The sequence below is a fragment of the Dactylosporangium sp. CA-139066 genome (assembly GCF_050936175.1).
GTDB lineage: Bacteria > Actinomycetota > Actinomycetes > Mycobacteriales > Micromonosporaceae > Dactylosporangium.
Map to the genome: position 1 here is coordinate 1,130,010 of NZ_JBNJNH010000001.1, position 23,427 is coordinate 1,153,436.

The following is a 23,427-nucleotide window of genomic DNA, read 5'->3' on the forward strand; positions in this document are numbered from 1 at the left end:
TCCACCGGCTGTCCGGCCATTCGGTCGCCTCGACGGCCGGGGTGATGTTTCGGGGGAGGTTGTCGTCGGGCGGGCGGGCCGGGCCGGCTTCCGATTTGTGCGTACAAATCGGAAATTTCATCTTCTATTCGGGTTTGGTGGCGACGAATATCGCCGTGCCGGGGAAAATGCGGCCGCGCAGGGGGCTCCACTGGCCCCAGGTCTCTTTGTGGTCTTCGGGCCATTCGGGCTCGATGAGGTCGTTCAGGACGAATCCGGCGCCGATCAGCTCGCGGATGCGGTCGCCGAGGGTACGGTGCTGCTCGACGTAGGTGGGGATGTGGCGTTCGTCCTCTTCGACGTACGCGCGGCGGTCGAAGTAGGAGTGGACCGCGACCAGGCCGCCCTCGCCCGGGTCGTCGAGGAACACCCAGCGCATCGGGTGGGTGATCGAGAACGCCCAGCGGCCGCCGGGGCGCAGCACGCGGTGGATCTCGCGCATCACGCGTGACGAGTCGGCTACGAAGGGTATGGCCCCGAACGCCGTGCAGGCGATGTCGAATACGCCCTCGGCGAACGGCAGTGCGCTCGCGTCGGCCTGCAGCAGTGGTACCTCGACACCCGAACGGGTGGCTCCGGCCTGCGCATGGCGAAGCATGCCGGCGGACAAATCGGCCGCCACGACCTCGGCGCCCTGTTTGTGCAGCCACCGTGAGCAGGATGCGGCGCCGCAGCCGATCTCCAGTACGCGCCGGCCCGCGACCTCGCCGAGCAGCTGCGCATCGGCCTCGCGCAGGCCCTCCGGGCACCACACGAAGTCGACGTCGCCCAGGAAGGAACCGTGTTCGGCCTGGTAGGCGTCGGCGTCGTGGTCCCACCAGCGGCGGCTGGCCCGGCGGCTCTCGGTGGGGCTTACCGCGCGTCGTGTGACGCCTGCGTCAGGTGACGATTCCATGGAGAGCAACGGTAGGCCCTGGCAAAGTCGGCAGATCGGGTCTGGGGGAGGGTTGGACCATGTGGTATTGCGCAGGGTAGGCTGATCGGTGCACTCGTGGGTTTGTGCGCCTCGGCATGGAGCAGGCTCACGGTCGCCGAACACATCCTGAGCTTCCAATGCACTGATCCTGCACTGCGACAGGCGGGTTGTGCCCGACGACGGGTCCGCGGGAGCGCGCAGGTTCACCAGGCATATCCACCGACCGGAGCAACAGCCCACATGACGAGCAGCATCGAGGCCACCTCGAGCGCCAGCAGCAACAAGGTCACCGTCGACGACCTCGGATCCGAGGAGGCGTTCCTCGCCGCGATCGACGAGACCATCAAGTACTTCAATGACGGCGACATCGTCGAAGGCACCGTCGTCAAGGTCGATCGGGACGAGGTCCTGCTCGACATCGGCTACAAGACCGAGGGCGTCATCCCCTCGCGCGAGCTGTCGATCAAGCATGATGTCGACCCTGCTGAGGTCGTGTCGGTCGGTGACCACATCGAGGCCCTGGTCCTGCAGAAGGAGGACAAGGAAGGCCGCCTGATCCTCTCGAAGAAGCGTGCGCAGTACGAGCGCGCGTGGGGCACGATCGAGAAGATCAAGGAGGACGACGGCGTCGTCCGCGGCTCGGTCATCGAGGTCGTCAAGGGTGGTCTCATCCTCGACATCGGCCTGCGGGGCTTCCTGCCGGCGTCGCTCGTCGAGATGCGCCGCGTGCGCGACCTGCAGCCGTACGTGGGCCGTGAGCTCGAGGCGAAGATCATCGAGCTCGACAAGAACCGCAACAACGTGGTTCTGTCCCGCCGCGCCTACCTGGAGCAGACCCAGTCCGAGGTCCGGACCGAGTTCCTGCACAAGCTCCAGAAGGGCCAGGTCCGCAAGGGCGTCGTGTCCTCGATCGTCAACTTCGGTGCGTTCGTCGACCTCGGTGGTGTCGACGGCCTGGTCCACGTCTCCGAGCTGTCCTGGAAGCACATCGATCACCCGTCCGAGGTGGTTGAGGTCGGCCAGGAGGTGGAGGTCGAGGTCCTCGACGTCGATCTGGACCGTGAGCGCGTCTCCCTGTCGCTGAAGGCGACCCAGGAGGACCCGTGGCGTCAGTTCGCCCGGACCCACGCGATCCAGCAGATCGTGCCGGGTAAGGTCACCAAGCTCGTTCCGTTCGGCGCCTTCGTCCGCGTCGACGACGGCATCGAGGGCCTGGTGCACATCTCCGAGCTGGCCGAGCGTCACGTGGAGATCCCCGAGCAGGTCGTCCAGGTCGGCTCCGATGTCATGGTCAAGGTCATCGACATCGACCTCGAGCGCCGCCGGATCTCGCTGTCGCTCAAGCAGGCCAACGAGGGCTTCGTCGAGGGCGAGGAGCACTTCGACCCGACCCTCTACGGCATGTCGGCCACCTACGACGAGCAGGGCAACTACATCTACCCGGAGGGCTTCGACCCGGAGACCGCCGAGTGGATGCCCGGCTTCGAGAAGCAGCGCGAGGCGTGGGAGCAGCAGTACGCCGAGGCTCGCCAGCGCTGGGAGGCCCACACCAAGCAGGTGCAGACCGCCCGCCAGGCCGACGCCACCGCCGAGCCGGCCGCGGCCGCCCCGGCGAGCGGCTCCGTCAGCTCGTCGACCCCGACCGCGGCTCGCGCCCCGGAGGAGCCGGCCGGCACCCTGGCCACGGACGAGGCCCTGGCCGCCCTCCGCGAGAAGCTCGCGGGCGGCAAGAGCTGACCCAGGCGTCACCGCCTGACGGCTCGCACGACATAAAGAAGAAGCCCCGGCCCCGCAGAGGGACCGGGGCTTCTTCGCGCCTCCGACGAACCACCCAGCTACGGCCGCGAACTACCGCGCGGCGACGAACCACCCCGCGACGGCACGAACCCGCCCGCGGCGACCAACCACCGCACGGCGGCGGCTAACCACCCGCAGCGCGGCGGCCAACCACCGCGCGGCGGCGAGCCACCCGCGGCGCGGCGGCCAACCACCGCGCGGCGGCGAATCATCCACGGCGCGGCGACGAACCTACGCGCCGCGCGGGGCTACTTCACGCCGGCCAACCACCGCGCGGCGGCGAGCCACCCGCGGCGCGGCGGCGAGCCACCCGCGGCGCGGCGGCGAGCCACCCGCGGCGCGGCGGCGAGCCACCCGCGGCGCGGCGGCGAGCCACCCGCGGCGCGGCGGCGAGCCACCCGCGGCGCGGCGGCGAGCCACCCGCGGCGCGGCGGCGAGCCACCCGCGGCGCGGCGGCGAGCCACCCGCGGCGCGGCGGCGAGCCACCCGCGGCGCGGCGGCGAGCCACCCGCGGCGCGGCGGCGAGCCACCCGCGGCCCGGCGGCCAACCACCGCGCGGCGGCGAATCATCCACGGCGCGGCGACGAACCTACGCGCCGCGGGGCTACTTCACGCCGGCCACGTCCATGGCGCGCAGCTCCTTCTTCAGCTCGGCGACCTCGTCGCGGATGCGGGCGGCCAGCTCGAACTGCAGCTCCCGGGCGGCGCCCAGCATCTGCTCGTTCAGGTCCTGGATCAGCGTGGCGAGCTCCGCACGGGCCATGCCCGCGCGGGCCGGGGTGGCGCCGCCCGCGGAAGCCGCGGCGCCCTTCGTGCCGCCGCCCTTCTGGCGGGCGCGGATGTTCTCCGGGGACTTGCCGCGGCTCATCTGGCGGCCGCCGCCGATCACCACGGCGCCGCCGGGGCCGTGGCCGCTCACGGCGCCGGCCGTGTCCTCGGCCTCGCGGTAGATGTCGTCGAGGATGTCGCCGAGCTTCTTGCGCAGCGGCTGGGGGTCGATGCCGTTGGCCTTGTTGTAGGCCTTCTGCTTCTCGCGCCGCCGGTTGGTCTCGTCGATCGCCTGGGCCATCGACGGGGTCATCTTGTCCGCATACATGTGGACCTGGCCGGAGACGTTACGGGCGGCGCGGCCGATCGTCTGGATCAGGCTCGTGCCGGAGCGCAGGAAGCCCTCCTTGTCGGCGTCCAGGATCGCCACCAGGCTCACCTCGGGCAGGTCCAGGCCCTCGCGGAGCAGGTTGATGCCGACGAGGACGTCGAACTCGCCCCGGCGCAGCTCGCGCAGCAGCTCGACGCGGCGCAGCGTGTCGACCTCCGAGTGCAGGTAGCGCACGCGGATGCCGTGCTCGAGCAGGTAGTCGGTGAGGTCCTCGGCCATCTTCTTCGTGAGCGTGGTGACCAGGACCCGCTCGTCGCGCTCGGTGCGCAGCTGGATCTCGTGCATGAGGTCGTCGATCTGGCCCTTGGTCGGCTTGAGCACGACCTCGGGGTCGATCAGGCCGGTCGGGCGGATCACCTGCTCGACGAACTCGCCGTGCGTCTTGCCCAGCTCCCACGGGCCGGGGGTCGCCGACAGGTAGACGGTCTGGCCGACGCGCTCCTCGAACTCGTCGAAGCGCAGCGGCCGGTTGTCCTGGGCGCTCGGCAGCCGGAAGCCGTGCTCGACGAGGGTGCGCTTGCGCGACGCATCGCCCTCATACATGCCGCCGATCTGCGGGACGGTGGCATGCGACTCGTCGATGACGGTCAGGAAGTCGTCCGGGAAGTAGTCGAGCAGGCAGTGCGGCGGGCTGCCGGCCTCCCGGCCGTCGATGTGGCGCGAGTAGTTCTCGATGCCGTTGCAGAAGCCGACCTGGCGCATCATCTCGATGTCGTAGGTGGTGCGCATCCGCAGGCGCTGGGCCTCGAGCAGCTTGCCCTCGCGGTCGAGCTCGGCCAGGCGCTCCTCCAGCTCGACCTCGATGGCGGCGATCGCCCGCTCCATGCGCTCCGGGCCGGCCGCGTAGTGCGTCGCCGGGAAGATCAGCAGCGAATCGGTCTGGCGGATCTCGTCGCCGGTGAGCGGGTGCAGGTAGGAGAGGCGCTCGATCTCGTCGCCGAAGAACTCGATGCGGATCGCGAGTTCCTCGTAGGCGGGGATGATCTCCATCGTGTCGCCGCGCACCCGGAACGTCCCGCGGTTGAAGGCCAGGTCGTTGCGCGTGTACTGAATGTCGACCAGCCGTCGCAGCAGCTTGTCGCGGTCGACCTCCTCGCCGACGGTGACCTTCGCCGCGCGGTCCAGATACTCCTCGGGCGTGCCCAGGCCGTAGATCGCCGACACGGTCGCGACCACGATGACGTCGCGGCGCGTCAGCAGGCTCATCGTCGCCGAGTGCCGCAGCCGCTCGACCTCCTCGTTGACCGACGAGTCCTTCTCGATGTAGGTGTCGGTCTGCGGGATGTAGGCCTCGGGCTGGTAGTAGTCGTAGTAACTGACGAAGTATTCGACCGCGTTGTGCGGCATGAGGTCGCGGAACTCCTTGGCCAGCTGCGCGGCCAGGGTCTTGTTGTGCGCGAGCACCAGCGTCGGGCGTTGCAGCCGCTCCACCAGCCAGGCCGTGGTCGCACTCTTGCCGGTGCCGGTCGCGCCCAGCAGCACGGTGTGCCGGTCGCCGGCCCGCACCCGCTTCGCGAGCGCGTCGATCGCCGTGGGCTGGTCGCCGGACGGCTTGTACTCGCTGACCACCTCAAAACGGCGGTCCAAGCGTGGGATGTCGAGCGCCATGCCACCAACCGTACGCGGGGGGTATGACAACTTTCGCGGTCCTAGCCCTGGGTGGCCGCTCGTATTCAGGCTGACGATTGTGTGGGCAACATCACCGGTCTACGGTAGACGTCGTAGGCCGCTCGCGGCGGCCGACCGGAGAGCCGGCCCGCCCATCACGCGGGCCCTCCCGGCGCCCGGTTGCTGCCCCGGCCCGTCACGGCCGGCGAGCGCACCGAGGAGGGATCGCGCGGAGCGCGCGACCGGCCGCCGCGAGCGCCCTGAACCGGCACGGGCCGGGAAACGATGAACCGGTGTGGGCACACATGCGGTACCGCCGCCGAAAAATCCGTCACGAGGACTTGATGCGTTGCCAGGCTCGCGCCACAGCGACGTCCAGATCCTCCGGAGTTCCGTCGTTTTCGATCGCGATGTCCGCCACCGCCCGGCGCTGCTCGTCCGTCGCCTGCTTGCCGATCCGGGCGAGGGCCTCCTCGCGCGACATGCCGCGGATCTGCGTCAGGCGCGACAGGCGCGTCTCGAGGGAGGCGAAGACGATGACGACCAGCTCATAGAGGCCGGCCATGCCCTTCTCGACGATGAGCGGAACGTCGTTGACCACGACCGCGTCCGCCGGCGCCGCCGCCACCAGCTCGGCCGTCCGCGCCCGGACCAGCGGATGTGTGATCTCCTCCAGGCGCCGGCGCGCGTCGTCGTCGGTGAAGACGATCCGGGCCAGCGCCGAGCGGTCCAGCGACCCGTCGGCCGCGAGCACCGAAGGGCCGAAGGCCTCGACGATGCGGCCGAGGCCCTCCGTGCCGGGCTCGACGACCTCGCGCGCCAGCCGGTCGGCGTCGATGACCACGGCGCCGAGGGCCGCCAGCCGCGCGGCGACCGCGCTCTTGCCTGCGCCGATGCCGCCGGTCAGGCCCACCATCTTCATGACCACATCACACCGGAAGGTGAATCCCGCCCGGCGCCCGGGGTGCTCCGGCGTGGTCGGCACGGACCAGGCGGTTTGTCAAGATACCTTCCGACTCAGAGCAAGATCCCGGGGGGCGATCATGACAGTGGGGCGACACAGCCTGGGCCGGCCGGGCCTGGCCCGCCGCGATTGGGCAGGCGTCACGCCGCAGGGTAGCGGTATGGCAGCGGGCGGTCGCCGCCGTGCGCGGCACCGCCGCCGGCGCGTGGCAGGGGGCCCGGCCGGCGACGCGACGGCGCTGCTCGTGGCGCTCGCGGTGCTGGGCATGCTGGCCGTGAGCGGCTGGTACACGGCCAGCGGCGCCTCGGCCGTAGCGCTCATGCTGGCACGCTGACTGGCTGCAGACCGACCCTTTCCGCCGTGGCGCAAGTCGCGGGCGTTCAGCGATACTCTGCCGGGCAAGTGCACATCTGCCAGGACCAGAAGGACGCGCTGCATGGAGCCGGGACACCCCCCACGGCAGGATCCGCCGACGGAGCACAGTCACGACCAGGTCAACGGGTCGCCACCGCGGCCCAGGAGCCGGCGCGGCTGGATGTCCGACTCGCCGCTCGACGGCGGCTCGGGCTGGCCCACGTCGGCGTATGCGATCGTGCCGCGCCAGCCCGCCGGGCCGCAGGACGCGCCGGCGGGTTCCCCGCAACCGCCACCACCGCCGGCCCAGCCGCCCGACGAGGACCTGCAGGCGGTGCCTCCGGCCTCGCGCAAGGGCCGCGTCGCCGTCCTCGTGGTGGGTCTGATCGTGTTGGTCATCGCGGCCGTCGGTGGGGTGCTGGCGACGCGAACCAACGCCGGTTCGACCAAGGACGACACGGACGCGAAGGCGGCCACGACGACGGCACCGGAGCCGACGACCGGGGAACCGGCCGTCGCGGTGGGTGATCCGAGCGCGGGCGGGAGCGGAGGCGCCGGTGCGGGCGCGAGCGCACCGGCCGGCGCGGCGGTGGCCGGCGGTTCCGCCTCGGCCTCGGCCCTGGCCTCGGGCAGCGCCGAGGCGACGGCGCCGGCCGCGCCGCCGAGCACCACGATCCTGCGCACCGGCACCGCGCAGCTGGCCGTGCTGGCCGGGAAGCCCGACGACGCGTACGACTTCGACAGCGGCATGAAGCAGACGGCCGGCGCCGACGCGACCGCCAGTGCACTGGGCATCTCGGCGGCCAACGGGGCCAAGTTCGCGGTGCTGCTCGGCGGCGACACGCCGTCGCTGGCCGCCTGCTCGGCGATCCCGGCGGAGCAGTGGACCGGCCAGGTGCTCCTGGCCGGCCTGGTGCCGGGCTCGAAGGTCTGCGTGCGCACCAGCGAGCAGCGGTACGCCTGGTTCATGACCCGCGCGGGCGAGGTCGTCAACGGCGCGCTCTACACCGCGAACCTGGACTACATCGTCTACAAGAAGCCGGGCGAGTGACCTAGGGCTCGACGTCGGTGAAGTGCTCCACGCGGGGCGCGCCGTCGAAGTACGGCCCGATGAGCGCGCGCCACTGTGTGAACCGGTCGGTGGCGCGGAAGTTGTCCAGGTGCGCGTCGACCGAGTCCCACTCGACGAGCAGCACGAACCGCGACGCGCTCTCGACGCCCCGGGTCATGCGCACCGAGCGCAGTCCCGGGGTGGTAGCGAGGATCTCGTGAGCCTTACGGTAGGCGGCGGCGAACTCGTCCTCGCGGCCTTCGAGCACGTCGATCAATGCGACTTCCAGAACCATTGGACAAGGGTAGACCGTGCTTGACTGGCTGACCTCGCCCGCCTTTCACGCCTTCGGGGCGCCGACGACCTGGGCCGAGCTGCTCGGCTTCGCCAGCGGCCTGGTCACCGTCTATCTGGTCGTGCGCCAGCACATCGCGAACTGGCCGCTGGGCATCGCCAACGTCCTGCTGCTCATGGTCGCCTTCTGGCACGCGGGCCTCTACGGCGACGCCTGGCTCCAGGTCGTCTACGTCGTGCTGGGCGCCTACGGCTGGTGGCGGTGGAGCTCGGGCGCGGTGCCGCAGCAGGTGCGCGCGACGACCCGGGCCGAGTGGTGGTGGCTCGCCGCCGCCGGGGTCCTGCTCACCGTGGTGCTGTGGTGGTACCTCGACCGCTTCACCGAGTCGACCGTCCCCTGGCCCGATGCCGCCACGACCGCGGTCTCGCTGCTGGCCACCTACGGCCAGACCCGCCGGCTCGTGGAGAGCTGGTGGCTGTGGATCGCCGTCGATGTCGTCTACGTCCCCCTCTACGGCTACAAGGACCTGTGGCTGACCGCGCTGCTCTACCTGGTCTTCCTGGGCCTGTGCGGGGCCGGCCTGCGAGCGTGGCGGGCGCAGTGGTCCACGGCCTGATCGTCGGCAAGTTCTACCCGCCGCACGCCGGGCACCATCGCCTCATCGACACGGCCGCGCGGGCCTGCGACGAGGTGACCGTGGTCGTCGCGCCGTCCACAGTGGAGTCGATCCCGCTGGCCGACCGCCTCGCGTGGCTGCGCGAGGTCCACGCCGCGTCCCCGCACGTGCGGTTCGTCGGCGTCTACGACGATCTGCCGATCGACTACGGCTCCGCCGAGGCGTGGGAGGGCCACTGCGCGCTCTTCCGGGCCGCGGCCGGCGAGCGCGACGTCGACCTGGTGTTCTCCTCCGAGGCATACGGCGAGGAGCTGGCCCGCCGCTTCGGCGCCCGCCACGTGCCGGTCGACCCGGACCGCGGCGTCATGCCGGTCTCCGGCACCGCGGTGCGCGCCGACCCGGTGGCGAACTGGGCGTATCTGGCCCCGCCGGTGCGAGCCTGGTTCACCCGGCGGGTCGTGGTCGTCGGCGCGGAGTCGACGGGCACGACGACGCTGGCCCGCGCCCTGGCCGCGCATCTTCGCCTGCGCCGCGGCGCATTCGGCGGTACGACCTGGGTCGAGGAATACGGACGCACGCTGACCTCCCTGAAGATGGCCGATCTGGCACCGGGCGAGGGGGTGGCGGACCTCGTGTGGACGCGCGCGGACTTCGTGACCGTCGCGCGGGAACAGAACGCCGCCGAGGACGCCGCCGCCCGCTCCGGCGGTCCCATTCTGCTCTGCGACACCGACAGTTTTGCCACGGCCATCTGGGAGGAGCGCTATCTCGGCAGCGCCTCGCAGGCGGTCCGTGACGCGGCGCGACGACCCGCGCTGTACCTGCTGACGAGCCACGAAGGCGTCCCGTTCGAGGACGACGGCATGCGCGACGGCGAGCACCTGCGGGCGTGGATGACGGGCCGGTTCCGGGCCGAGCTCGCCGCCTGCGGGGTGCCGTGGATCGAGCTGACCGGGCCGTACCGCGACCGCCTCGCCCGCGCCGTGCGGGCCTGCGACGAGCTGCTCGCGCGGGGCTGGGATCTGGCGTCGCCGCTGCTCCCGGCCGATGCATCCATCGATGCCGGACGAATTGTCGGTGGGGACTGCTAACGTCCGCGCCATGGCGATCGGTTCCAACATCGACACGTTCGCGGGCCTGCGGGTCCGGCAGTTCCGGCGCGGCGAGCGCGGCCGCGGCGTGGCCTGGCGCATCTCCGTCGGCTACGACGCGCCCGAGGACCGCTTCGCCCGCGAGCTCGACGACCTCATCGGCAGCGTCGGCGGCGCGTCGGTCGAGGCGCTCGTCATCGGCCAGTGGGGCGAGGCCTACGAGAGCGCGCCGCCGCTGCACCTGCTCGTCGCGGCCCGCGACCGGCTGCCCAGCCTGCGGGCGCTGTTCGTCGGCGAGATGACCTACGAGGAGTGCGAGATCTCCTGGATCAACCACGGCGACATCGCGCCGCTGCTGGGCGCGTTCCCGCGGCTGGAGATCCTGCGCATCCGCGGCTCGCAGGGGCTGCGGCTGTCCCCGGTGCGCCACCGGCGGCTGCAGGAGCTGGCGGTCGAGGCCGGGGGCCTGCCCGGCGAGTTCGTCCGCGGGCTCGGCGACTCGTCGTTCCCGGCGCTGCGGGAGCTGGAGCTGTGGCTGGGCATCCGGGAGTACGGGGGCGACGCCACGATCGAGGACCTGGCCCCGATTTTCGGCGGCGCCGACCTGCCGGCGCTGCGCCGCCTCGCCCTGCGTAACGCCGAGATCGCCGACGAGGTCGCCGAGGCGCTCGCCGCCGCGCCGGTCGTCGCCCGCCTCGAGGAGCTGGATCTGTCGATGGGCGCGCTGTCCGACGCCGGCGCCGCCTCGCTGCTGCTGGGCCAGCCGCTGACCCACCTGCGCCGGCTCGACCTGTCGCACCACTTCATGTCCGCCGAGGTGGCCGGCCGCTTCGCCGATGAACTGCCCGGGGTCCACGTCGACACCTCCGACGAGCAGGACATCGACGAGGACGGCTTCAGATACGTGTCGGTGACCGAATGAGCACCGCGACGGCGGCGCCGCCGAGTCGGGCCGCGACGACATCGGTGACGGTGGTCGGGATCCGCGGCCACCGGCGGGTGGAGCTGTTCCGGGCGGCCGCGGTGGCCGGCGGGCTCGGCGAGCCGGCGTTCGTCGACTGGCGCGACGTCTGCGCCGGCGACTTCGACATCGCGCCGGGCTCGACCGTGCGGCTCGAGTCACCGGGCGAGGACGCCGAGGTCGACCGGCTGCTGCGCGGCGCCGAGCGGCCCGCCGAGCACGGCGAGATCGTCGGCCTCGCCGCCTGGTACGAGGGGCTGCTCACGGCCGCGCGGCGGGTCGAGCGGGCGACGAGCGGGCGCCTGCTCAACCCGGTCGACGACCTCGCGGTCATGTTCGACAAGCGCCGCTGCCACGCCCTGCTGCGCGAGCGCGGCGTGCCGGTGCCCGACGGGTTCGCCGCCCGCGACTACGCCGAGGTCCGCGCGGCCGGCTGGCCGCGGGTGTTCGTCAAGCCGGCCCACGGCAGCTCCGCCTCCGGCGTGGTCGCGCTCGCCCTGCACAAGGACCGGGTCAGCGCCTACACGTCGGCCGCGCTGGACGGCGGCCGGCTGTTCAACGAGCTGCGGGTGCACCACTACACCGACGAGCGGTCGGTGGCGGCGATCGTCGACCGGCTCGGCGCCGACGGGCTGCACGTCGAGCGCTGGATGCCGAAGGCGGCCCACGACGGGCGGGTGTTCGACCTGCGGGTCGTGGTCATCGCCGGGCGGGCCAGCCACGTGGTGGCCCGGACCAGCCGCACACCGCTGACCAACCTGCACCTGGGCAACGCCCGCGGCGACCTGCCCGCCATCCGCGCCGCCGTGGGCCCGCAGCGGTGGGCGGCCGCGATGGCGGTCTGCGAGCGGGCCGCGGCCTGCTTCCCGGGCAGTCTGCACGCCGGCGTCGACCTCATGCTGTCGCCCGGCTACGACCGCGCGACCGTGGCCGAGGTCAACGCGTTCGGCGACCTGCTGCCCGGGCTGCTGGTCGACGGGCGCGACACCTATGCGGCGGAGGTGGCGGCGCTGTGAGATCCCTGCTCGGCAGCCACGACCTGCTGTTCGTCACGCTCGACACGCTGCGCTACGACGTCGCCGCCGGCCGGCTCGCCGCCGGGCGCACGCCCAACCTGGCCCGGGTGCTGCCCGGCGGGGCGTGGGAGCGGCGGCACACGCCGGCGTCGTTCACCTACGCCGCGCACCACGCGTTCTTCGGCGGCTTCCTGCCGACGCCGGCCGGGCCGGGGCCGCACGATCGGCCGTTCGCGGCGCGGTTCCCGGGCAGCACGACCGTCGGCGCCGACACGTGGGTGTTCGACGCGCCCGACGTCGTCACCGGGCTGCGCGCGGCCGGCTACCACACCGTCTGCCTCGGCGGCGTCGGTTTCTTCGCGATGACCTCCGCGCAGGGCAGCGTCCTGCCGGGGCTGTTCGACGAGGCGCACTGGGTGCGCGAGTTCGGGGTCACCAACCCGGCGTGCTTCGAGGCCCAGCTGGAGCGGCTCGCCGCGGTCCTGCCGGCGAGCGGGCCGCTGTTCACGTTCGTCAACGTGGCCGCGATGCACCAGCCCAACCGGCACTACCTCGCGGGTGCGGCCGAGGACTCGGTCGAGTCGCACGGGGCGGCGCTGGAGTACGTCGACCGGCACCTGCCGACGCTGCTGCGCCTGGTCACGTCGCGCGGGCGGCCGTGCCGGGTCATCCTGTGCAGCGACCACGGCACCGCCTACGGCGAGGACGGGCACATCGGGCACCGCTTCGCCCACGAGGTCGTGTGGACGGTGCCGTATGCGGAGTTCACGCTGGAGGCTGGCGCATGGTGAACCTCGGCTCGCCGTATCAGGGCTACCTGTACGCGTATCCGCACAAGACCGCCTACCGGCCGCTCGACCCCAGGCCGCCGCTCGCCGACGTGTGGGCCGGGGAGGACACCGGCGCGCTGTTCCTCTACGCGCACATCCCCTACTGCGAGATGCGGTGCGGCTTCTGCAACCTGTTCACCCGAGCCAACCCGCCCGCCGGGCAGGTCGCGGCCTACCTGGCGCAGCTGCGGCGGCAGGCCCGCCGGGTCGCGGCGGCGCTGCCCGGCGCCCGGTACGCGCGGGCGGCGATCGGGGGCGGCACCCCGACGTACCTGAGCGCGGGCGAGCTGACCGAGCTGTTCGACCTGCTCGAGGACGCCACCGGGGCCCAGCTCACGGCGGTGCCGATGTCGGTGGAGACCTCGCCGGCCACCGCGACCCCCGACCGGCTGGCGGTGCTGGCCGAGCGGGGCGCCAGCCGGATCAGCATCGGCGTGCAGAGCTTCCTCGACGACGAGGCGCACGCCGCGGGGCGGCCGCAGCGGCGCGCCGAGGTCGACCGGGCGCTCGCCGCGATCCGCGCCTCGGCCGGCGGCGCCGAGCTGAACATCGACCTCATCTACGGCATCCCCGGGCAGACCCGCGAGACCTGGGACGCGTCCCTCACCGCTGCGCTGACGTGGTGTCCCGAGGAGTTGTACCTCTACCCGCTCTACGTCCGGCCGATGACCGGGCTCGGGCGGCGGGCCGGCGACGGGCCCGACCCGGCGTGGGACGCGCAGCGGCTCGCGCTCTACCGGCACGCGGCCGATCGGCTGGCGGGGGAGGGGTACGAGCAGCTGTCGATGCGGCAGTTCCGCCGGCGGGGGACGGGGGCCGGGGGCGGGCCGGAGTACTGCTGCCAGGACGACGGCATGGTCGGGCTCGGCTGCGGCGCCCGCTCCTACACCACGGACCTGCACTACTCGTTCGACTACGCCGTCGGGGTGCGCCCGGTGCGCGGCATCCTCGCCGACTACCTGGCCCGGCCGGAGGAGGACTTCGACGCTGCCGAAGTCGGGTTCGCGCTCGACGGCGCCGAGCAGCGCCGCCGCTGGCTGCTCAAGTCGCTGCTGCGGGCGGAGGGCCTCGACCCCGGGCGATACGCGGCGCGGTTCGGCGACGCCGTCGACGAGGACTTCCCGTCCCTGGACCGGCTGCGGGACGCCGGATACGTGGACGGGCACCGGCTCACCGCCGAGGGGCTGGCGCACTCCGACGCGATCGGGCCCTGGCTCGTCTCGGCCGGCGTCCGGGCCGCGATGGCGGGGCACGTGACGCGATGAGGATCCTGTATCGCGGGCCGCTGGCCAGCTGCAACTACGACTGCCCGTACTGCCCGTTCGCCAAGCGCCACGACCCGCCGGAGCTGCTGCGGGCCGACCGGGCGGCGCTGGAGCGGTTCGTCGGCTGGGTGCGCGGCGCCGCCGAGCCGGTCGAGGTGCTGTTCACGCCGTGGGGAGAGGGGCTGACCCGGTCCTGGTATCGCGAGGCGCTGGTCGAGCTGTCGCACCTGGCGCACGTCGAGCGGGCGGCGATCCAGACCAACCTGTCGGCGCGGCTCGGCTGGGTCGCCGATGCGGATCCGGCGCGGCTGGCGCTCTGGTGCACGTACCACCCGGGGCAGACGACCCTCGAGCGCTTCCTGGCGGCGTGCGAGACGCTGCGCGGGCACGGCGTGCGGCACTCGGCCGGGATCGTCGGGCTGCCCGAGCACCTCGGCGCCGCGGTCGAGCTGCGGCGGCGGCTTCACCCGGACGTGTACCTGTGGGTGAACGCGGCCGACGGGCACACGTACACGGAAGCCGAGGAGGCGCAGTGGACGGCGATCGACCCGCTGTTCGGCTACAGCGTGCGCCCGCACGCGTCGCTGGGCCGGGACTGCCGCACCGGCGACGAGGTCGTCTCGGTGTCCGGCGACGGCACGGTGCGCCGCTGCCACTTCGTGGCCGAGCCGATGGGCAACCTCTACGACGGCTCGTGGGCGGCCCGGCGCGGTCCCCGGCCCTGCCCGAAGGCGGCGTGCGACTGTCACATCGGATACGTGCACCTGCGGACGCTGCCGCTGTACGACGTGTTCGCCGGCGGTGTGCTGGAGCGCATCCCGGCGGCCGGCTTCAGGGGCGGCGGCCGATGAACGCCAGCAGGCGGGTCTGCGGGTCGGCGTCGGCGGGCACCTCGACGGCCGGGCCGAACTGGCCGCTGCTGCGCATCGCGCCCTCGGCGCCGGCCATGCCCGCCAGCATCGCCGCGCAGCGCTGCGGGTCGAGGCGCTCGTCCTGGCCGGTGGCCCGGGCCAGGTCCCACGTGTGGAGGAAGATGTCCGAGGTGTAGAAGGTGGCGATCGCGTCGGGCACCGGCATGTCGCCCGTGTGCGGGTTGGAGAACATGATCGCGGCGCTCGCCGGGTCGTCGAGGACGGCCTGGACGCCGGCGGCGTGGGCCCGCCAGGCGCCGGCCGGGTCGTCGTCGACCGACGGGCCGGGCGGCAGCTCGATCCCGGCGCCGGACCTGAGGAACGACGGCAGCCACTCGACCAGGTGACGGACCACGTCGCGGGCGGTCCAGCCCTCGCACGGCGCCGGCGCCTCCCAGTCGGTCGTGCCGGCCACGAGCTCGCCGAAGCGGGCGGCGGTGGCGCGGTGGTCGTCGGCGGCGGTCATTGCGGGCCTCCTCGGCGCCACCGCCGATCCGGCGGCGCCATACTTGTCGACATGGGTTACTTGATCGCGTTCGCCTCGCGCCGGCTGGTGGAGGACGAGTCGCTGACCCCCGGATACGTGTACCACGACCCCGAGGACGCCACGCTGCCGGCCGCGGCCGACGGGCGCCGGGCCAGCGGGTGGAACCTGCTCGTCGGGGACGAGACGGATGAGCAGCTCGCCGACGCGGGGGAGCTGCTCATGCCCGACCTGGAGTGGCTCGTGGAGCGGTACCCGGCGTTCGGCAAGATCGTCAGCGCGGGGTCCGAGGGGCGGCAGTTCGAGTGGGACCCGGAGTCCGGCCGCTACACGGACGTGGGGCCGTCGACGTTCCCCGAGGCCAACTGAGAATCACCACTTATCGCCCAGCGACGGATAAATCCGACAAGTCGTGGCGCGCCAGCGCCCGACTTGTCGGAAGGTAGCCTCAGCCTCAGTACAGGCCGGCGTGGCTGCCGTTCATGAGCTCGAGCACGTTGTCGACGTACTGCTGGTTGGGGAACGTCCCCATGTTGGCCGTGACGCCGTCCGTGCCCCAGTTGTAGGCGGAGATGACCGGCCGCAGCAGCTCAAGGTTGTTGCTCGTGCTGTAGTTCGCCGTCGTCTTCTTGTGCTGCACCGCGATCTGGTCGCCGTAGTACGCGATCAGCCACGCCAGGTAGTTGCCGCCCAGCATCACGTTGTCCGACGGCTTGTTGCAGTCGTACTTCTTGTCGAAGCGGCCGTTCACGAACGTCTGCGTTGTCGGCATGATCTGCATGATGCCGATGCCGCCGTCGCACGCCTTGATGCTGGACTGCCAGCCGCTCTCCTGCTCGGCGATGGCGTACAGCAGGCGCTTCGGCACCCGGATGTCGGCGTACGCCGGCTTGGTCGCGGTGCCCCAGAACGCGGTGCCGGCGGCCGTGTCGAGGTACTTCCGCACGGTCGCGTGGTCGAGCTGCTTCGGGCCCCGGCTCGGCTCGCAGCCGGGCTTGGTCGTGTGCTCGACCGGCGGCGGCTCGACGGTCTCCTCGACGATCGGAGGAGGCGGCGGCGCCGAGGTGGGCGGCGGCGCCGAGGTGGTGGTCTCGGCGAGCGCGAGCGGCGCCGGCGAGGACGGCCGGGCGGAGCGTGTCGCCTCGGCCCCGGCGGCGTCGCGGTCGACGCCGCGGGCCAGGTTGACGATCACGCCGCAGCCGACGAGGACCACGGCCAGGCCGGCGAACAGGAAGATCGTGCCGGTGCGCCGCTTGTGCGACGGTCGCTCCTGCTCTGCGGTGTCGTCGTCCTCATAGAAGTCGTCGTTCATCGATACCCCCGTACCGGACAGGCTAGCTGTATGAAGAGACGCCCGTAAGCCCGGAAATCGATGACACGGCGCCTCAGGTCACATCGCCCGTAGCGGGGCGCTGCCGTCCGGAGGTGCCTGGAACAATGGGTGCATGCAGACCCGCTCAGACCTCCGCAACGTGGCCATCATCGCCCACGTCGACCACGGCAAGACCACCCTCGTCGACGCGATGTTGCGGCAGGCCGGCGCGTTCCACGCCCGTGCCGAGCTCACCGACCGGGTCATGGACTCCATGGACCTCGAGCGCGAGAAGGGCATCACCATTCTCGCGAAGAACACCGCCGTCCGGTATGTCCCGGGCGACGGCGGCGACCCGGTGACGATCAACATCATCGACACGCCCGGGCACGCCGACTTCGGTGGCGAGGTCGAGCGCGGCCTGACCATGGTCGACGGGGTGGTGCTGCTGGTCGACGCCAGTGAGGGGCCGCTGCCGCAGACCCGGTTCGTGCTGCGCAAGGCGCTCAAGGCGCGGCTGCCGATCATCCTGGTGATCAACAAGGTGGACCGGCCCGACGCGCGGATCAAGGAGGTCGTCGACGAGACGTATGAGCTGTTCCTCGACCTCGACGCCGACGAGGAGCAGATCGACTTCCCGATCGTCTACGCCTGCGCCCGCGACGGCATCGCCTCCCTGTCGCAGCCGAAGGACGGCACGGTGCCGGAGGACAGCGACAGCCTCCAGCCGCTGTTCCAGACGCTGCTCGACACGATCCCCGCCCCGGCGTACGACGAGGACGCCCCCCTGCAGGCGCACGTCACCAACCTCGACGCCTCCCCGTTCCTCGGCCGCCTGGCGCTGTGCCGGGTCCGGCAGGGCACGATCCGCAAGGGCCAGACGGTCGCGTGGTGCCGCGAGGACGGCACGCAGGCCAGCGTCCGCATCTCCGAGCTGCTCATGACCGAGGCGCTGGAGCGCAAGCCCGCCGAGCAGGCCGGGCCGGGCGACATCATCGCCGTCGCGGGCATCGCCGAGATCATGATCGGCGACACGCTCGCCGACGCCGACAACCCGATCGCGCTGCCGCGCATCACCGTCGACGAGCCGGCGATCTCGATGACGATCGGCACCAACACCTCGCCGCTGGCCGGCAAGGTCAAGGGCGCCAAGGTCACCGCCCGGCTGGTCAAGGACCGCCTCGAGCGCGAGCTGGTCGGCAACGTGTCGCTGCGGGTGCTGCCCACCGAGCGCCCCGACGCGTGGGAGGTGCAGGGCCGTGGCGAGCTGGCCCTGGCGATCCTCGTCGAGCAGATGCGCCGCGAGGGCTATGAGCTGACCGTCGGTAAGCCGCAGGTCGTGACCCGCGAGATCAACGGCAAGATCTACGAGCCGACCGAGCGGCTCACGATCGACGCCCCGGAGGAGTACCTCGGCGCGATCACGCAGCTGCTGGCCACCCGCAAGGGCCGCATGGAGCAGATGGTCAACCACGGCACCGGCTGGATCCGCATGGAGTGGCTGGTCCCGGCCCGCGGCCTGATCGGCTTCCGCACCGAGTTCCTCACCGACACCCGCGGCACCGGCATCCTGCACCACGTCTTCGAGTCCTACGAGCCCTGGTACGGGGAGCTGCGCACCCGCGCGACCGGCTCCCTCGTCGCCGACCGCTCGGGCGTGGCGACGCCGTTCGCGATGATGAACCTGCAGGAGCGCGGCTCGATGTTCGTCGAGCCCACCACCGAGGTGTACGAGGGCATGATCGTCGGCGAGAACTCGCGCGCCGACGACATGGACGTCAACATCACCAAGGAGAAGAAGCTCACGAACATGCGCTCGTCGGCCGCGGACGAGACGGAGAAGCTGATCCCGCCCCGCAAGCTGTCCCTGGAGCAGGCCCTCGAGTTCTGCCGGGAGGACGAGTGCGTGGAGATCACGCCGCAGGCCATTCGGATCCGAAAGGTCATGCTGGACCAGAAGGACCGGGAGCGCGTCGCGCGCAAGCGGGCGCACGCCTGATCGTTTCAGAGCCGGATGTGGTACTTCCCGTGCCTGGCCGAGCACAGGAAGTACCACATCAATCGGATCGGCGTCGTTGCTCCGGCAGGGCCTCGGGCGAGTAGCGCCCGGACTCGAGCGACCAGTCCAGGTTTCCGCGGACCCAGTGCACCAGGTCGGTGATCCCGATGATCGCCGGCCGGTCGTCCCAGTGGCGCGTCTCGAGCCGGTCCCGGGCCACCTGGAAGGCGATCACGTGCGTGTCGTGCTCGTCGACGGCCGCCGCGACCGCCTCCTCCAGCGACAGCCGGTGCTCGCGCTGCAGCGCGAAGACGATGTTGTGGTGGTCGCCGACCGCGGCCTCCTTCGGCCACGAGATCAGGTCGTTGAAGATCCCGATGACGGTGCCGGCGGTGCGCCGCAGGGTGGCGAAGTCCGGGTCCCGCAGCAGCGCGACCGGCAGCTCGACGCCGTGCATCGGCTCGATGAGGTCGAAGAACATGTCGGTGGCCGCGCTCTGGTGGCGCATCCGGCGGTACTCCTGCAGCAGCGGCGGCCGGTCCGCGGCCCGGTTGCCGGCCTCCCACAGCGTGCCGGCCAAATAGTCCGCGACGTGCCCGACGAACCGCTCCCGCCACGCGGGCCCCACGCGCGGCTCGGTGCGCCGCCAGACCTCGCCCAGCGCCCCCGCGAGCGGCCGGCCCAGCGCCGTGACCAGGACCGGCGCCGGCTGCTGGTCGCGCAGCAGGCGCACCACCTCGGCGACGGCGGCGCGGGCCGGCTCGGGGTCTCGCACGAGCGAGCGCTCGAGCAGGTCGTCGAGCACGAAGATGCTGATCAGCCAGGCCGTGGCCAGGCGCAGCTCGGTCTCGCCGGCGTCCGGGTGGGCCCGGGCCATCAGGTTGGCGAACTTGGCCCGGGCGAACGCCTGGCGCGCGCCCGGGCGGTCGAGCAGCCCGTGCCGGATCGCCCACTGCAGCGACCAGCGCTGGACCGCGTCGGCGTGCGGGGAGATCCGCGGCGCGAACGGGCACAGCACGGCCGGGGCCGACAGTCGGTCCCGCTGTGTCATTTCGTGCAAGATGCATCACCGCCCCGCCATGGGTACCTCATGTTCGCGCCAAATGACGCTCAGCGCGAGTCCCCACGAGGCATTAGGACGCGTTGTGAGATTTGTCCGGTTGTACGCTCACTGCACGCGCGTCGTGCCGCGACTTGACCAGCGAGGCGACGGTCGTGATGGCGAGGGTGCCGATGATGACGGCCAGTGACAGCTCGATGCCGATGTGCGGGGCCCACGAGACGTGCTTGCCGCCGTTGACGAACGGCAGGCTGTTGTCCGCCAGAGCCTCCAGGAACAGCTTCACGCCGATGAAGCCGAGCACGACGCTGAGGCCGATCGAGAGGTACACCAGCCGGTCCAGCAGGCCCCCGATCAGGAAATACAGCTGGCGCAGCCCCATCAGCGCGAACACGTTCGCGGTGAACACGAGGTACGGCTCGGCGGTCAGGCCGAAGATCGCCGGGATCGAGTCGAGCGCGAAGATGAGGTCCGTCGTGCCGATCGCGATGAGCACCACGATCATCGGCGTCATGTGCAGGCGCCCGCGCTCGTCACGCGCGGTGAGCCGCGACTCCTGGTACTGCGGGGTCATCGGCAGCACGCGCCGCGACCAGCGGATGAGCGGGTTCTCCTTGAAGTCGGCTTCGTCGCTCTCGCCCTGCATCGCGAGCTTGATCGCGGTGTAGATCAGGAACGCCGCGAAGATGTAGAAGACCCACGAGAACCGGCTGAGCGCGGCCGAGCCGAGCGCGATGAACCCGCCGCGCATGATCAGCGCGAGCACGATGCCGATCAGCAGGATCTTCTGCTGGTACTGCCGGGGCACCTTGAACCGCGACAGGATGATCACGAAGACGAACAGGTTGTCGACCGACAGGCTGTACTCGGTCAGCCAGCCCGCGTAGAACTCCCCGGCGTACTTCCCGCCCCACATGGCCAGCACGAGCAGGCCGAACAGGAGGGCGAGGCCGACGTACACCGCGACCCAGATCGTCGACTCCCTGATGGAGGGCTCGTGGGGGCGGCGGGCCACGATGGCGAGATCGAACAGGAGGATGGCGCCCAGACCGACGAGAGTCGCTGTCCAGATCCAGCCGGCAACGTCCACGTGCAGAAACCTCCGGTAGACACACCACAGGCCGCGCCGACCCACCGGGACGCGCGGACTGTGTAGTTGACACCGGAGGTCTCTTCCGTCACCCACTGACGCCGGGTGACCGACGGCGCCGGGTGTGAGCCCCACGCCGAACGTGGGCACCGTGCTGACGACGACCGCCGCTGGGGAATACTCCCCTCCTGTTGCTCGTCAACCATTGTCCACCAGGCCGCCACGTCCAGGCGCGCGGGGCCGAAAAAATGTCGTACCCCCCGTCTATCGTGCTGCTCATCCGGGATGACCGGGGCGTTCTTTCCACGCTCACTCATGCCGGGCCGTCGAGGGGAGTGACGATCGTGTATCGGCAAGGAGACGTTCTGTTGGTGCCCGTGTCAACGTCGGAGGTGCCCGCGACCGCGGTCCCGGCGCCCCGCGACCGGGCCGGCCGCATGGTCCTGGCCCGCGGCGAGGCCACCGGCCACGCCCACGTGATCGTCGGGCCGGACGCGGTCCTGCTCGCCGACCGCGACGACATCGACCGCCTCTTCGTGAAAATCGTCACACGGGCGCGGGTCGTCCACGAGGAGCACGGCACGATCACCGTGCCCGCCGGGTCCTACCGGATCATCCGCCAGCGCGAATACGTGCCCGGCGCCTTCCGTTACGTGGCCGACTGATGGCGACCCCCGCCGCCGCCGAGTCGCGGGCCGCCGCCCTCGGCGCCGTCTCCGCGAAGTGGCTCGCCGCCGGCCTGTCCACCGCCCCCGCCGACCGGGCGGCCGCCCGCGAGGCGGTCCGCCTGGCCTACCGCTCGGCCGGCCTGCCCGAGCCGCGCCACATCGTGTGGTTCGCCTCGCCGCTGGCCGGCGCCCGGGCGGCCGCCCTGCTCACCGGCCGCCGCGACCTGCCCGGCGCCGCCCCCGACCCGGCCGACGAGGCGGTCGCCGCCGACCTGCGGGCGCAGGGCTGCCCGCCGGTGATCGGCAGCGCCGGCCCGTCGATGCGCAACGCCGTGCGCACGGCCCCGTGGGCCGCGGCCCGGTCCGAGGCGCACGACCTGCTCGGCCCCGACGGCTGGGCCGCCCTGTGGTCGGCCTGCGGCGCCGAGGTGTGGCGGCTGGTCAACGACCGCATCGCCACGCCCCTGCGCAACCACCTGCGCGGCGAGCTGCCCGTCCATGCCCGGGCGGTGCTGCTCGACGCCGTCGGCGGCCAGCACGACGCCGGCTGGCTCGCGGCGTTCGACGCCGCCTTCCCGCAGCCCGCGGCCGCCCCTGCCGCGGCACAGCCGGCGCCCGGCCCCGACTTCACCGCCGGGCCGGTCGGCGTCGCCTGGGCGGCGACCGCGGCCGGGGCCGCCGACGCCGTGCTGCACGCGGTGCAGCCCCTCGCCGGCCTGGCCGGTGTGGCCCGCTCCGCCTCCTGGTGGTGGCCCTATGCCAACGTCGCGATCCTCACCGACCGCCCCGACGCGCTGCACCGCGACAACATCGGGCGCCTGCACGCCGCCGACGCCCCCGCCCTGCACTTCAGCGACGGCTATGCGCTGCACGCCTGGCGCGGCATGCCGATCCCGTCCGACCTCGTCCACCGCCTGGCCCATCTCACGCACCAGGAGATCGCCGCCGAGCGCAACGCGGAGCTGCGCCGCGTGATGCTGGAGCACTTCGGCTACGAGCGCTACCTGCGCGAGGCCGGCGCCCGCAAGGTCTCGCAGGACGAGTGCGGCATCCTGTGGCGCCTGCACTTCAACGACGACGAGCCGCTGACCATGGTCGAGGTCGTCAACAGCACCCCGGAGCCCGACGGCACCAGCCGCGTCTACTGGCTGCGCGTCCCGCCGGACACCACGTCGGCCCGCGCGGGCGTGGCCTGGACCTTCGGACTGACCGAGGCCGAGTACCGCCCCCTGATCGAAACCTGACCCGTCGCGACGGAGCGGCGGACAATAGTTGTTCCCTGCCGCCCCGCCGACGAGCCCTGACATCCATCCGGCGACCAGCTCAGGAGGCGCCATGACGACCCTGCCCGACCGCCCCAACACCGCGCTGCTCGTGATCGACGTGCAGAACGGCACCGTGAACGGCACCCACGAGCCGGTGCCGACCGCAAACTGTCCGACTCTCCAGCAACCGCAATCTGCTCAGAAGCCGCAGCCTGCGCGGGAGGCATCAGCTGCTCGGAGGTCGCAGCCTGCGTGGGAGGCGTCAGCTGCTCGGAGGTCGCAGCCTGCGTGGGAGGCGTCAGCTGCTCGGAGGTCGCAGCCTGCGTGGGAGGCGTCAGCTGCTCGGAGGTCGCAGCCTGCGTGGGAGGCGTCAGCTGCTCGGAGGTCGCAGCCTGCGTGGGAGGCGTCAGCTGCTCGGAGGTCGCAGCCTGCGTGGGAGGCGTCAGCTGCTCGGAGGTCGCAGCCTGCGTGGGAGGCGTCAGCTGCTCGGAGGTCGCAGCCTGCGTGGGAGGCGTCAGCTGCTCGGAGGTCGCAGCCTGCGTGGGAGGCGTCAGCTGCTCGGAGGTCGCAGCCTGCGTGGGAGGCGTCAGCTGCTCGGAGGTCGCAGCCTGCGTGGGAGGCGTCAGCTGCTCGGAGGTCGCAGCCTGCGTGGGAGGCGTCAGCTGCTCGGAGGTCG

Annotated in this window: 21 protein-coding genes and 1 pseudogene; 14 read left to right on the plus strand and 8 right to left on the minus strand. The window is 72.1% G+C overall.

Annotation, left to right across the window (positions count from 1 at the left end):
* Window positions 1–124 precede the first annotated feature (124 nt).
* Entirely contained in the window at window positions 125–934 is an 810-nt protein-coding gene (locus ACQEVU_RS05400; RefSeq protein WP_433321366.1) for a class I SAM-dependent methyltransferase, read from the minus strand.
* Window positions 935–1,195: 261 nt separating this feature from the next.
* On the opposite strand from ACQEVU_RS05400, the gene rpsA reads away from it, so the two are divergent.
* Complete coding sequence (gene rpsA / locus ACQEVU_RS05405) at window positions 1,196–2,692, plus strand: 30S ribosomal protein S1 (protein ID WP_433321368.1); 1,497 nt, start codon at window positions 1,196–1,198, stop codon at window positions 2,690–2,692.
* 664 nt (window positions 2,693–3,356) lie between these two features.
* Here the strand turns inward: rpsA and uvrB are convergent.
* Both uvrB and coaE read right to left on the minus strand, forming a co-directional pair.
* Window positions 3,357–5,519, minus strand: coding sequence for an excinuclease ABC subunit UvrB (uvrB, locus tag ACQEVU_RS05410; RefSeq protein WP_433321371.1), 2,163 nt, complete (start codon window positions 5,517–5,519; stop codon window positions 3,357–3,359).
* A gap of 352 nt (window positions 5,520–5,871) precedes the next feature.
* Window positions 5,872–6,441 (minus strand): annotated as a pseudogene (gene coaE / locus ACQEVU_RS05415) (dephospho-CoA kinase); the annotation flags it as partial.
* Between the two features lie 247 nt (window positions 6,442–6,688).
* Between coaE and ACQEVU_RS05420 the strand changes: the two are divergent.
* Together ACQEVU_RS05420 and ACQEVU_RS05425 are read left to right on the plus strand one after the other, a co-directional pair.
* Window positions 6,689–6,817 carry a hypothetical protein gene (locus tag ACQEVU_RS05420; protein ID WP_433321373.1) on the plus strand — a complete coding sequence of 43 codons (129 nt, stop codon included), beginning with the start codon at window positions 6,689–6,691 and terminating at the stop codon, window positions 6,815–6,817.
* Between the two features lie 201 nt (window positions 6,818–7,018).
* The gene (locus ACQEVU_RS05425) at window positions 7,019–7,888 is read left to right on the plus strand and encodes a hypothetical protein (RefSeq protein WP_433321376.1); all 870 of its coding nucleotides are present in this window, start codon (window positions 7,019–7,021) and stop codon (window positions 7,886–7,888) included.
* 1 nt (window position 7,889) lies between these two features.
* Here the strand turns inward: ACQEVU_RS05425 and ACQEVU_RS05430 are convergent, their stop codons facing one another.
* The gene (locus ACQEVU_RS05430) at window positions 7,890–8,183 is read right to left on the minus strand and encodes an antibiotic biosynthesis monooxygenase family protein (protein ID WP_433321379.1); all 294 of its coding nucleotides are present in this window, start codon (window positions 8,181–8,183) and stop codon (window positions 7,890–7,892) included.
* A 16-nt stretch (window positions 8,184–8,199) separates the two neighbouring features.
* Here ACQEVU_RS05430 and pnuC point away from each other — a divergent pair, with 16 nt between their 5' ends.
* From pnuC to ACQEVU_RS05465, 7 genes are read left to right on the plus strand one after another with little or no spacing between them, the layout of a single operon-like run.
* Window positions 8,200–8,799 (plus strand): nicotinamide riboside transporter PnuC, encoded by a 600-nt coding sequence (gene pnuC, locus ACQEVU_RS05435; protein WP_433321382.1) that lies wholly within the window; start codon window positions 8,200–8,202, stop codon window positions 8,797–8,799.
* Window positions 8,772–9,890: an AAA family ATPase gene (locus ACQEVU_RS05440; protein WP_433321385.1), complete on the plus strand. Its 1,119-nt coding sequence runs from the start codon at window positions 8,772–8,774 to the stop codon at window positions 9,888–9,890. Before pnuC ends, ACQEVU_RS05440 begins: the two co-directional genes overlap by 28 nt.
* Window positions 9,891–9,900: 10 nt before the next feature.
* Window positions 9,901–10,812, plus strand: a complete 912-nt coding sequence (locus ACQEVU_RS05445; protein ID WP_433321388.1) for an STM4015 family protein — start codon at window positions 9,901–9,903, stop codon at window positions 10,810–10,812.
* Window positions 10,809–11,867: an STM4014 family protein gene (locus ACQEVU_RS05450; protein WP_433321391.1), complete on the plus strand. Its 1,059-nt coding sequence runs from the start codon at window positions 10,809–10,811 to the stop codon at window positions 11,865–11,867. Before ACQEVU_RS05445 ends, ACQEVU_RS05450 begins: the two co-directional genes overlap by 4 nt.
* Window positions 11,864–12,658, plus strand: coding sequence for an STM4013/SEN3800 family hydrolase (locus tag ACQEVU_RS05455; RefSeq protein ID WP_433321392.1), 795 nt, complete (start codon window positions 11,864–11,866; stop codon window positions 12,656–12,658). Before ACQEVU_RS05450 ends, ACQEVU_RS05455 begins: the two co-directional genes overlap by 4 nt.
* Window positions 12,652–13,962 (plus strand): STM4012 family radical SAM protein, encoded by a 1,311-nt coding sequence (locus ACQEVU_RS05460; protein WP_433321394.1) that lies wholly within the window; start codon window positions 12,652–12,654, stop codon window positions 13,960–13,962. The genes ACQEVU_RS05455 and ACQEVU_RS05460 overlap by 7 nt, the downstream gene beginning before the upstream one ends.
* Window positions 13,959–14,813, plus strand: a complete 855-nt coding sequence (locus ACQEVU_RS05465) for an STM4011 family radical SAM protein (protein WP_433321396.1) — start codon at window positions 13,959–13,961, stop codon at window positions 14,811–14,813. The genes ACQEVU_RS05460 and ACQEVU_RS05465 overlap by 4 nt, the downstream gene beginning before the upstream one ends.
* On the opposite strand, the gene ACQEVU_RS05470 is transcribed toward ACQEVU_RS05465, so the two are convergent.
* Complete coding sequence (locus tag ACQEVU_RS05470) at window positions 14,794–15,339, minus strand: TIGR03086 family metal-binding protein (RefSeq protein ID WP_433321398.1); 546 nt, start codon at window positions 15,337–15,339, stop codon at window positions 14,794–14,796. The two genes, ACQEVU_RS05465 and ACQEVU_RS05470, sit on opposite strands and share 20 nt — an antisense overlap.
* A 51-nt stretch (window positions 15,340–15,390) precedes the next feature.
* On the opposite strand from ACQEVU_RS05470, the gene ACQEVU_RS05475 reads away from it, so the two are divergent.
* On the plus strand, window positions 15,391–15,726 hold the full coding sequence (locus ACQEVU_RS05475) for a hypothetical protein (RefSeq protein ID WP_433321400.1): 336 nt from the start codon (window positions 15,391–15,393) through the stop codon (window positions 15,724–15,726).
* Between the two features lie 85 nt (window positions 15,727–15,811).
* On the opposite strand, the gene ACQEVU_RS05480 is transcribed toward ACQEVU_RS05475, so the two are convergent.
* Entirely contained in the window at window positions 15,812–16,669 is an 858-nt protein-coding gene (locus ACQEVU_RS05480; RefSeq protein WP_433321401.1) for a transglycosylase SLT domain-containing protein, read from the minus strand.
* A gap of 133 nt (window positions 16,670–16,802) precedes the next feature.
* Here ACQEVU_RS05480 and typA point away from each other — a divergent pair, with 133 nt between their 5' ends.
* Window positions 16,803–18,668: a translational GTPase TypA gene (typA, locus tag ACQEVU_RS05485; protein ID WP_433321403.1), complete on the plus strand. Its 1,866-nt coding sequence runs from the start codon at window positions 16,803–16,805 to the stop codon at window positions 18,666–18,668.
* Window positions 18,669–18,726: 58 nt separating this feature from the next.
* Here the strand turns inward: typA and ACQEVU_RS05490 are convergent, their stop codons facing one another.
* Window positions 18,727–19,719: a terpene synthase family protein gene (locus tag ACQEVU_RS05490; protein WP_433321405.1), complete on the minus strand. Its 993-nt coding sequence runs from the start codon at window positions 19,717–19,719 to the stop codon at window positions 18,727–18,729.
* An 82-nt stretch (window positions 19,720–19,801) separates the two neighbouring features.
* A complete protein-coding gene (locus ACQEVU_RS05495; protein ID WP_433321406.1) occupies window positions 19,802–20,818 on the minus strand; it encodes a TerC family protein in 1,017 nt (338 codons plus the stop codon).
* A gap of 377 nt (window positions 20,819–21,195) precedes the next feature.
* Here ACQEVU_RS05495 and ACQEVU_RS05500 point away from each other — a divergent pair, with 377 nt between their 5' ends.
* A complete protein-coding gene (locus ACQEVU_RS05500) occupies window positions 21,196–21,483 on the plus strand; it encodes a hypothetical protein (protein ID WP_433321408.1) in 288 nt (95 codons plus the stop codon).
* Window positions 21,483–22,730, plus strand: coding sequence for a DUF6745 domain-containing protein (locus tag ACQEVU_RS05505; protein ID WP_433321410.1), 1,248 nt, complete (start codon window positions 21,483–21,485; stop codon window positions 22,728–22,730). Before ACQEVU_RS05500 ends, ACQEVU_RS05505 begins: the two co-directional genes overlap by 1 nt.
* Window positions 22,731–23,427: the final 697 nt, after the last annotated feature.

Coding starts and splice junctions, on each gene's coding strand:
- ACQEVU_RS05460 (WP_433321394.1), top strand. CDS start 12,652: ATGGTGAACCTCGGCTCGCCGTATCAGGGCTACCTGTACGCGTATCCG.
- ACQEVU_RS05445 (WP_433321388.1), top strand. CDS start 9,901: ATGGCGATCGGTTCCAACATCGACACGTTCGCGGGCCTGCGGGTCCGG.
- ACQEVU_RS05400 (WP_433321366.1), bottom strand. CDS start 934: ATGGAATCGTCACCTGACGCAGGCGTCACACGACGCGCGGTAAGCCCC.
- ACQEVU_RS05465 (WP_433321396.1), top strand. CDS start 13,959: ATGAGGATCCTGTATCGCGGGCCGCTGGCCAGCTGCAACTACGACTGC.
- ACQEVU_RS05490 (WP_433321405.1), bottom strand. CDS start 19,719: ATGACACAGCGGGACCGACTGTCGGCCCCGGCCGTGCTGTGCCCGTTC.
- ACQEVU_RS05470 (WP_433321398.1), bottom strand. CDS start 15,339: ATGACCGCCGCCGACGACCACCGCGCCACCGCCGCCCGCTTCGGCGAG.
- ACQEVU_RS05475 (WP_433321400.1), top strand. CDS start 15,391: ATGGGTTACTTGATCGCGTTCGCCTCGCGCCGGCTGGTGGAGGACGAG.
- ACQEVU_RS05430 (WP_433321379.1), bottom strand. CDS start 8,183: ATGGTTCTGGAAGTCGCATTGATCGACGTGCTCGAAGGCCGCGAGGAC.
- ACQEVU_RS05450 (WP_433321391.1), top strand. CDS start 10,809: ATGAGCACCGCGACGGCGGCGCCGCCGAGTCGGGCCGCGACGACATCG.
- ACQEVU_RS05425 (WP_433321376.1), top strand. CDS start 7,019: ATGTCCGACTCGCCGCTCGACGGCGGCTCGGGCTGGCCCACGTCGGCG.
- uvrB (WP_433321371.1), bottom strand. CDS start 5,519: ATGGCGCTCGACATCCCACGCTTGGACCGCCGTTTTGAGGTGGTCAGC.
- ACQEVU_RS05480 (WP_433321401.1), bottom strand. CDS start 16,669: ATGAACGACGACTTCTATGAGGACGACGACACCGCAGAGCAGGAGCGA.
- rpsA (WP_433321368.1), top strand. CDS start 1,196: ATGACGAGCAGCATCGAGGCCACCTCGAGCGCCAGCAGCAACAAGGTC.
- ACQEVU_RS05505 (WP_433321410.1), top strand. CDS start 21,483: ATGGCGACCCCCGCCGCCGCCGAGTCGCGGGCCGCCGCCCTCGGCGCC.
- typA (WP_433321403.1), top strand. CDS start 16,803: ATGCAGACCCGCTCAGACCTCCGCAACGTGGCCATCATCGCCCACGTC.